This is a genomic window from Streptomyces sp. WM6386, from assembly GCF_000972385.1.
GTDB lineage: Bacteria > Actinomycetota > Actinomycetes > Streptomycetales > Streptomycetaceae > Streptomyces.
The window spans coordinates 1-1,023 of sequence record NZ_JXTE01000221.1 but is presented as its reverse complement, the minus strand read 5'-3'; the positions used below and the strand labels follow the sequence as shown (position 1 = coordinate 1,023).

The following is a 1,023-nucleotide window of genomic DNA, read 5'->3' as shown; positions in this document are numbered from 1 at the left end:
GTTCATGTTCGGTCTCGTGATGCCCCGGCGGCACGACAGCCTGCTGCACCGGGTGGCGATGCCGCCCCTGGAAACCGTCGGCAAGCTGCTGCTTCCGGTGTTCTTCGTCGTCACCGGCCTGTCCGTGGACCTCACCACGCTCAGCGCGGGTGGAGTCCTGCAGACGGTGGCCATCATCGTGGTGGCCTGCCTCGGCAAGCTCGGTGGCGTCGCCCTGTCCGCCCGGTTGACGGGCATGGAGTGGCGGGACGCCACCGTGCTCGGGGTGCTGATGAACACCCGCGGTCTGACCGAACTGGTGCTGCTGAACGTGGGGTTGAGCCTCGGGCTGCTGACCGTGCAGCTGTTCTCCGCGATGGTGCTCATGGCCCTGGTCACCACCGGGATCGCGGCGCCCGTCCTCAACCGGCTGCTGCGGGACGACGACCGGGCACCCCTGGTGGGGAGCGCAGTCGGCACTCCGGACGTCGCCGAGGTGGCCGCCGGACCGCGTGCCGACGTCGCCGAAGCGGCCGCCGGCCACGGGCGCGGCGCGCAGTGACACCCACGGCTCAGACCTTGTTCTCGGTGGGCTCGGTGCTCCCGTTGCTCTCGCCGGATTCGCCGGATTCGCCGGACCGCACCCGGGCCAGCTTGTCCGGGTTGACCACGGCGTAGATGCCGCGCACCTGGTCGCTGTCGGGGGTGAGATCCATGACCAGCACCGCGTACGGGGAGTCCTCGGAGAACACCACCGCCGAGGGATCGCCGTTGACGTGCCGGTAGTGGATGTCGATGTCCTTCGGGGTACGCCCCGCGTAGCCCGCGAGCAGCCGGCAGACCTTCTCCCGGCCGATGACCGGACGCAGGCCCGCGGTGCGGACCTTGCCGCCGCCGTCGGTCCACATGGTCACGTCCGGTGCCAGCATCTCCATCAACAGACCGAGGTCGCCGCCGAGCGCGGCGTCGATGAACCGCTCGGTGACCTGCTGCTGGACATGCGGGTCGGCCTGATAGCGGGGGCGCCGCGCATGGACGTGGGCG

At 70.6% G+C, this 1,023-nt stretch carries 1 protein-coding gene and 1 pseudogene; one reads left to right on the top strand and one right to left on the bottom strand.

The window, feature by feature from the left end:
- Positions 1-541, top strand: a 541-nt coding sequence (locus tag TN53_RS40875) for a cation:proton antiporter (RefSeq protein ID WP_046263950.1), incomplete at its 5' end; no start/stop codon positions are given.
- Between the two features lie 10 nt (positions 542-551).
- On the opposite strand, the pseudogene TN53_RS40870 reads toward TN53_RS40875, so the two are convergent.
- Positions 552-1,023: pseudogene (locus TN53_RS40870) on the bottom strand (RNA polymerase subunit sigma-24); the annotation flags it as partial.